Source organism: Gordonia sp. C13, assembly GCF_023218005.1.
In the GTDB taxonomy this organism is placed as follows: Bacteria; Actinomycetota; Actinomycetes; order Mycobacteriales; family Mycobacteriaceae; genus Gordonia; species Gordonia namibiensis.
The window spans coordinates 23,473-29,472 of the sequence record NZ_JALPSY010000039.1 but is presented as its reverse complement, the minus strand read 5'-3'; the positions used below and the strand labels follow the sequence as shown (position 1 = coordinate 29,472).

Annotated in this window: 5 protein-coding genes; 4 read left to right on the top strand and 1 reads right to left on the bottom strand. The window is 68.0% G+C overall.

All coding sequences use genetic code 11. From position 1 onward, the window contains the following. Positions 1–70 precede the first annotated feature (70 nt). Positions 71–958 (top strand): type IV toxin-antitoxin system AbiEi family antitoxin domain-containing protein, encoded by an 888-nt coding sequence (locus M1L58_RS22070; RefSeq protein WP_248660480.1) that lies wholly within the window; start codon positions 71–73, stop codon positions 956–958. Between the two features lie 25 nt (positions 959–983). On the opposite strand, the gene M1L58_RS22065 is transcribed toward M1L58_RS22070, so the two are convergent. Then, positions 984–2,567: a FadD3 family acyl-CoA ligase gene (locus tag M1L58_RS22065; RefSeq protein ID WP_248660479.1), complete on the bottom strand. Its 1,584-nt coding sequence runs from the start codon at positions 2,565–2,567 to the stop codon at positions 984–986. A 42-nt stretch (positions 2,568–2,609) separates the two neighbouring features. Here M1L58_RS22065 and M1L58_RS22060 point away from each other — a divergent pair, with 42 nt between their 5' ends. From M1L58_RS22060 to M1L58_RS22050, 3 genes are read left to right on the top strand one after another with little or no spacing between them, the layout of a single operon-like run. Further along, complete coding sequence (locus M1L58_RS22060) at positions 2,610–3,869, top strand: acyl-CoA dehydrogenase family protein (protein ID WP_248660478.1); 1,260 nt, start codon at positions 2,610–2,612, stop codon at positions 3,867–3,869. Beyond that, on the top strand, positions 3,870–4,694 hold the full coding sequence (locus M1L58_RS22055) for an SDR family oxidoreductase (RefSeq protein ID WP_248660477.1): 825 nt from the start codon (positions 3,870–3,872) through the stop codon (positions 4,692–4,694). 59 nt (positions 4,695–4,753) lie between these two features. Further along, positions 4,754–5,911 (top strand): acetyl-CoA C-acetyltransferase, encoded by a 1,158-nt coding sequence (locus M1L58_RS22050; RefSeq protein WP_006866254.1) that lies wholly within the window; start codon positions 4,754–4,756, stop codon positions 5,909–5,911. Positions 5,912–6,000 lie beyond the last annotated feature (89 nt).

The window sequence follows — 6,000 nt, the reverse complement described above, 5'->3', positions numbered from 1 at the left end:
CTGTATCCATGTAGCTTCTACGGATTGCGGGGTGGGGAACCGCGCAGGGTCGGCGTGCGTCTGATGATGCATGCCTCAGGACCTGCGCGCGATGATCGCGGCACATGACGGAGTCTTCGGTACGACGCACCTGCGCGAGTGTGGGATCACAGCGGATGGGGTGCGTCATCGGGTCGCGACGGGGGAGTGGGTTCGCGAGGCGCGTGGCGTGTTCCGCGTTGCCGACCGACTCGTCGACGACCGGATGACCGCGCGACTCGCCGTCCTACGGGCCGGGCCAGGCGCGGCACTCGCCAGCGGATCTGCGGCCTGGTGGCATGGCCTCATCGACGCGGCGCCCGAGTCGGTGACAGTGATCGCGCCCCGTGGACGCCATGGCGATCCCATCGAGGGAGCGAACGTCTGGCACCGGACGCTCGACACCCGAGACCTCACCGAGGTCGACGGACTCACCGTGACGAGCTGCGAGCTCACGGTCCTCGACGCCGCGGTGGATGTCGGAGTCAAGGTGATGGACTCGGCACTGCTGAAGAAGCGGGTCAAGCTGGCCGACCTCGACGCCGTTCAGCGGCGCAACGCGGGGCGTCGTGGTTCACCGCGTGCCCGCGCCATGCTCGAGGCGATGTCGTCGGGTGCACGGTCGGAGGCCGAGCGCATCACCGTCCGCCTCCTCCGGTCGTCGGGCCTCTGCGGGTGGAAGACCAACGTGCCCGCTTGCGGGTACGTACTCGACATCGCTTTCGAGGCCGAACGTGTCGACATCGAGATCGACGGAATGGCCTTCCACAGCGATGCGACGGCGTTCCAGCACGATCGGACCCGTCAGAACGTGCTCGTCGCCAACGGTTGGACCGTTCTGCGGTTCACGTGGCGCGACGTCACCACTCGGCCGAACTGGGTGCTCGCGCAGATCCGCACCGCCCTCCGCCTGCGATCGGTAGAAAGCACAGGCGCATAGAGCGCATTATTTCTACGAAATCCGTCTAGGGGAGATTGCGCTTGAGGATCTTGCCCGAGGCGTTGCGCGGGAACTCGTCGACGAACACCACCGAGCGGGGCACCTTGAAATTGGCGAGGTGCTGCTTGGCGAAGGCGATGACCTTCTCCTCGTCGAGTTCGGCGTCCTTGCGGACGGTCAGGTAGGCGCGGCCGACCTCGCCGAGCCGATCATCGGGAACGCCGACCACGGCCGACTCGGTGACACCGTCGAGGCGGGCGAGGGTCTGCTCGATCTCGGCGGGGTAGACGTTGAATCCGCCGCAGATGTACATGTCCTTGAGCCGGTCGGTGATCTTGAGGTTGCCGTGCTCGTCGATGGTCCCGATGTCGCCGGTGTGGAGCCAACCATCGGCGTCGATGGTCTCGGCGGTGGCCTCCGGGTTGTCGAGGTATCCGAGCATCACCATGTCGCCCCGTGCGAGGACCTCGCCGTCGTCGGAGAGTTTGATCTCCATGCCGGGGAAGGCTCGACCGCAGGTGTTGGCGACGGTCTCGTCGTCGTCGTCGGGGGTGCAGGTGGAGACGAACCCGCTGGCCTCGGTCAGCCCGTAAGCAGTGATGACGGTCTCGATGCCGAGTTCTGTCTGGAGTCGTTCGATGAGCACCACCGGAACGATCGACGCCCCGGTGACCACGAGTCGCAGGCTGGACAGGTCGTAGTCGGAGCGCTTCGGGTCGTCGAGGATGGTCTGGAAGATGGTCGGGGCGCCGGGGAAGACCGTGGCGTGCTGGTCGGAGACGAGCTCCATCGCCTGCTGCGGCGAATACACCGCCAGCGGCAGCATGGTCACGCCGAACAGCACGCTCGGCAGGATGCCAGCCTTGTATCCGAAGGTGTGGAAGTACGGGTTGACCATCAGATAGCGGTCGCCCGGATGAAGGCCGCCGTTGGAACCCCAGGCGTGCGCGCCGGAAAGCGTCTGCCGGTGGGTGGCCATGACGCCTTTGGACTTTCCGGTGGTGCCGGAGGTGAACAGGATGTCGGAGAGATCGTCGGGGGAGATCGCCTCGGCACGACGATCCGTCTCGGTCAGCGAATCAGCGGTCTCGCGCGTCAGGAAGTCGTCCCAGTCCACCGCGCCGTCGGGGGTCGGCGACCCGCCGGACAGCGGCACCCGGATCACCAGATCCGGCAGCTGGTCGCGATGGTCGCGCAGCAGCTCGGCCGCGTGGTCGGCGCCCAGGAACTCACCCGACACGACGAGCCCGCGCGCGCCGGAGCGTTCGACGATCTCGATGGCCTCGCCCGCGGTGTAGCGGGTGTTCAGGGGGACCAGCGTCGCGCCGGCGTAGTGGACGCCGAGGGCGGCGATCGGCCAGTGGTAGCTGTTCGGAGACCAGATCGCCACGCGGTCGCCCGCCTCGATGCCGGAGGCGATGAGCGATGCGGCGAAGGTGCGCACCGCGTCGTGGATCTGCGACCACGTCAGTTCGAGCTGCCGATCTGTCGAAGGGGCCCACTGCCCGTCGACGATGGCGATACCGTCAGGCCAGCTGCGTGCTGCACGCTGCAACGCGGCCGGCGTCGTCGTCACGGAGAGAGTCCCTGTCCGGGAGGTCTGCGCCATGCGGCCCAACCTAGCACTTGCTTGGTGGGTTATGCTAGCGCCATGACCTCGATCAACCTTGCGGATCGTGGTGTCGACCTGGGTGAATGGGCCAAGTCGACGCCGAACGCCGCCGACGAGTTCGCCGCCGCGGTGCGGTCCTGGCTCGACGAGAACCTCGCGGGCGACTTCGCTCATCTGAAAGGGCGCGGCGGACCGGGTAGCGAGCACGAATTCTTCGCCGAGCGGCTCGAATGGGATCGGCACCTCGCGAGTGCCGGCTGGACCTGCATCGGCTGGCCCACCGAATATGGCGGCCGAGGTGCGACGCTCGAGCAGCGCATCATTTTCCACCGCGAGTACGCCCGCGCGAACGCGCCCGCCCGCGTGAACCACCTGGGCGAGGAGCTGCTCGGGCCGACGCTCATCGAGTACGGCACCGAGGAGCAGAAGAAGCGCTTCCTGCCGGGGATCGTCGACGTCACCGAACTGTGGTCGCAGGGCTACTCCGAGCCCGGCGCCGGCTCCGACCTCGCGGGCGTCTCGACCAGCGCCCGCATGGACGAGGGCAAGTGGATCATCAACGGGCAGAAGATCTGGACCTCGCTCGCCCACGTGGCGCAGTGGGTGTTCGTGATCGCGCGTACCGAGAAGGGGTCGGCGCGGCATGCCGGCCTCAGCTTCCTGCTGGTCCCGCTCGACCAGCCCGGCGTCACCGTGCGTCCCATCCAACAGCTCACCGGCACATCGGAATTCAACGAGGTCTTCTTCGACGACGCGGAGACCGACGCCGACCTGATCGTCGGCGAACCCGGCGACGGTTGGAAGGTCGCCATGGGTCTGCTGCAGTTCGAGCGCGGTGTGTCGACGCTGGGCCAGCAGGTCGGTTTCGCCCGCGAGCTCGAGAACCTGACCGAGGTGGCCCGCACAAACGGCGCGGTCGACGACCCCGAACTCGCCTCGCGTCTCGCGCGCGCCGACATCGGGCTGAAAGTGATGCGCGCACATGCGCAGCGCACACTCGACGGCGACGTGACGAGTCAGGCAGGCGCCGCATCGGTGTCGAAGTTGTTGTGGGCCAACTGGCATCGCGACCTCGGTGAACTGGCGATGGACGTCGTCGGTGCGCCGACCCTGATCGGACCCGACGCGACCGCGGAGGGGCAGCCCAACGACATTGCCGATCCCGAACACGTCGAACTCGACGAATGGCAACGGCTCTACCTCTTCACCCGCGCCGACACCATTTACGGCGGCTCGAACGAGGTGCAGCGCAACATCATCGCCGAGCGGGTGCTCGGCCTTCCCCGAGAGGCACGCTGAATGACCGCAACGGATGCAGGTACCCAAGTGATCTCACCGCTCGCCACCCCGCCCGCCGAAACCCCCGGCCACAACCTGTTGTTGGGCAAGAAGGTCGTGGTCACCGCGGCCGCCGGTACCGGTATCGGATTCGCCTCCGCGCGTCGTGCGCTCCTCGAAGGCGCCGACGTCCTCGTCTCTGACTGGCACGAACGCCGTCTCGGTGAGGCGGCGGAGAAGCTGTCCGCGGAGTTTCCCGAGCGCACCGTCACCCAGCGCACCTGCAACGTGCAGGAGACCGCCGAGGTCGACGCCCTGATCGCCGACGCCGCAACCCAACTGGGCCGCATCGACGTCCTGGTCAACAACGCCGGGCTCGGCGGCGAGACCCCGGTCGCGGAGATGACCGACGAGGAGTGGGACCGCGTCCTCGACATCACGCTGACCGGCACCTTCCGCGCCACCCGCGCCGCGCTGCGGTACTTCGGCTCGGTCGAGCACGGCGGCGTGATCGTCAACAACGCCTCGGTTCTCGGCTGGCGCGCCCAGCGCGGACAGGCCCACTACGCCGCCGCGAAGGCCGGCGTCATGGCGCTGACCCGCTGCTCCGCACTCGAAGCCGCCGACGTGGGCGTGCGCATCAACGCGATCGCGCCGTCCATCGCCAAGCACCCCTTCCTCGCCAAGGTCACCAGCGACGATCTGCTCGACGAACTCGCCTCCCGCGAGGCGTACGGCCGCGCCGCCGAGGTGTGGGAGGTCGCCGCGACCGTCGCCATGCTCGCCAGCGACTACACCACCTACCTCACCGGCGAGGTCGTCTCGATCTCCAGCCAAAGGGCCTGAGTCCAGTCCCTGGACGGCGCCCGACCACGACTCACCCGAAACACCAAGGAGTACCGCTCATGTCCACACCGCAGGCCTACATCGTCGACGCGATCCGCACCCCGGTCGGCAAGCGCAACGGCTCGCTCGCCAAGACCCACCCCGCCGACCTCGGCGCCCACATCATCTCCGCGCTCGTCGAGCGCACCGGCATCGACCCGGCCGCCGTCGACGACGTCGTTTTCGGCTGCCTGGACACCATCGGCGGCCAGGCCGGAAACGTCGCGCGCACCGCATGGCTCGCCGCCGGTCTCCCGCTCGAGGTGCCGGGCACCACCGTCGACCGTCAGTGCGGGTCGAGCCAGCAGGCCATCCACTTCGCCGCACAGGGCGTCATGAGCGGCACGCAGGACATCGTCGTCGCCGGCGGTCTGCAGAACATGAGCGCCATCCCGATCTCGCAGGCCATGATCGCCGGCAAGGAATTCGGGTTCACCACCCCCACAGCCGAATCCAAGGGCTGGCAGGAGCGCTTCGGTGACGCGCAGGTCTCCCAGTTCATCGGCGCCGACATGATGGCCGAGAAGTGGGACATCAGCCGCGAGGACATGGAGCGCTGGGCGCTGCAGTCGCATGAGCGCGCCCGTGCCGCGATCGCCGCCGGCAAGTTCGACAAGGAGAACGTCGCATACGGCGACTGCGTCGTCGACGAATGCCCGCGCGAGACGTCGCTGGAGAAGATGGCCGGACTGCAGGTGCTCGCCGAGGGTTCGCGCCTCACCGCCGCGGTCGCCTCGCAGATCGCCGACGGCTCGTCGGCCACGCTCGTCGTCTCCGAGCGCGCCCTCAAGGAGCACAACCTCACCCCGCGTGCGCGCATCCACCACATGTCCGTCCGCGGCGACGACCCGGTGATGATGCTGTCCGCACCGATCCCGGCCACCAAGTACGCACTCGAGAAGACCGGCCTGTCCATCGACGACATCGACGTCGTCGAGATCAACGAGGCCTTCGCGCCGGTCGTGCTCGCCTGGCTCAAGGAGACCGGCGCCGACCCGGCCAAGGTCAACCCCAACGGCGGCGCCATCGCCCTCGGCCACCCGCTCGGAGCCACCGGCGCCAAGCTGTTCGCGACCCTGCTCAACGAACTAGAACGCACCGGCGGCCGCTACGGCCTGCAGACGATGTGTGAAGGCGGCGGGACCGCCAACGTCACGATCATCGAACGGCTCAGCTGAGATAGGCGGTCAGCCGCGGGTGTGAAGGCGGCGGGACCGCCAACGTCACGATCATCGAACGGCTCAGCTGACACACGCGGTCAGCCGCG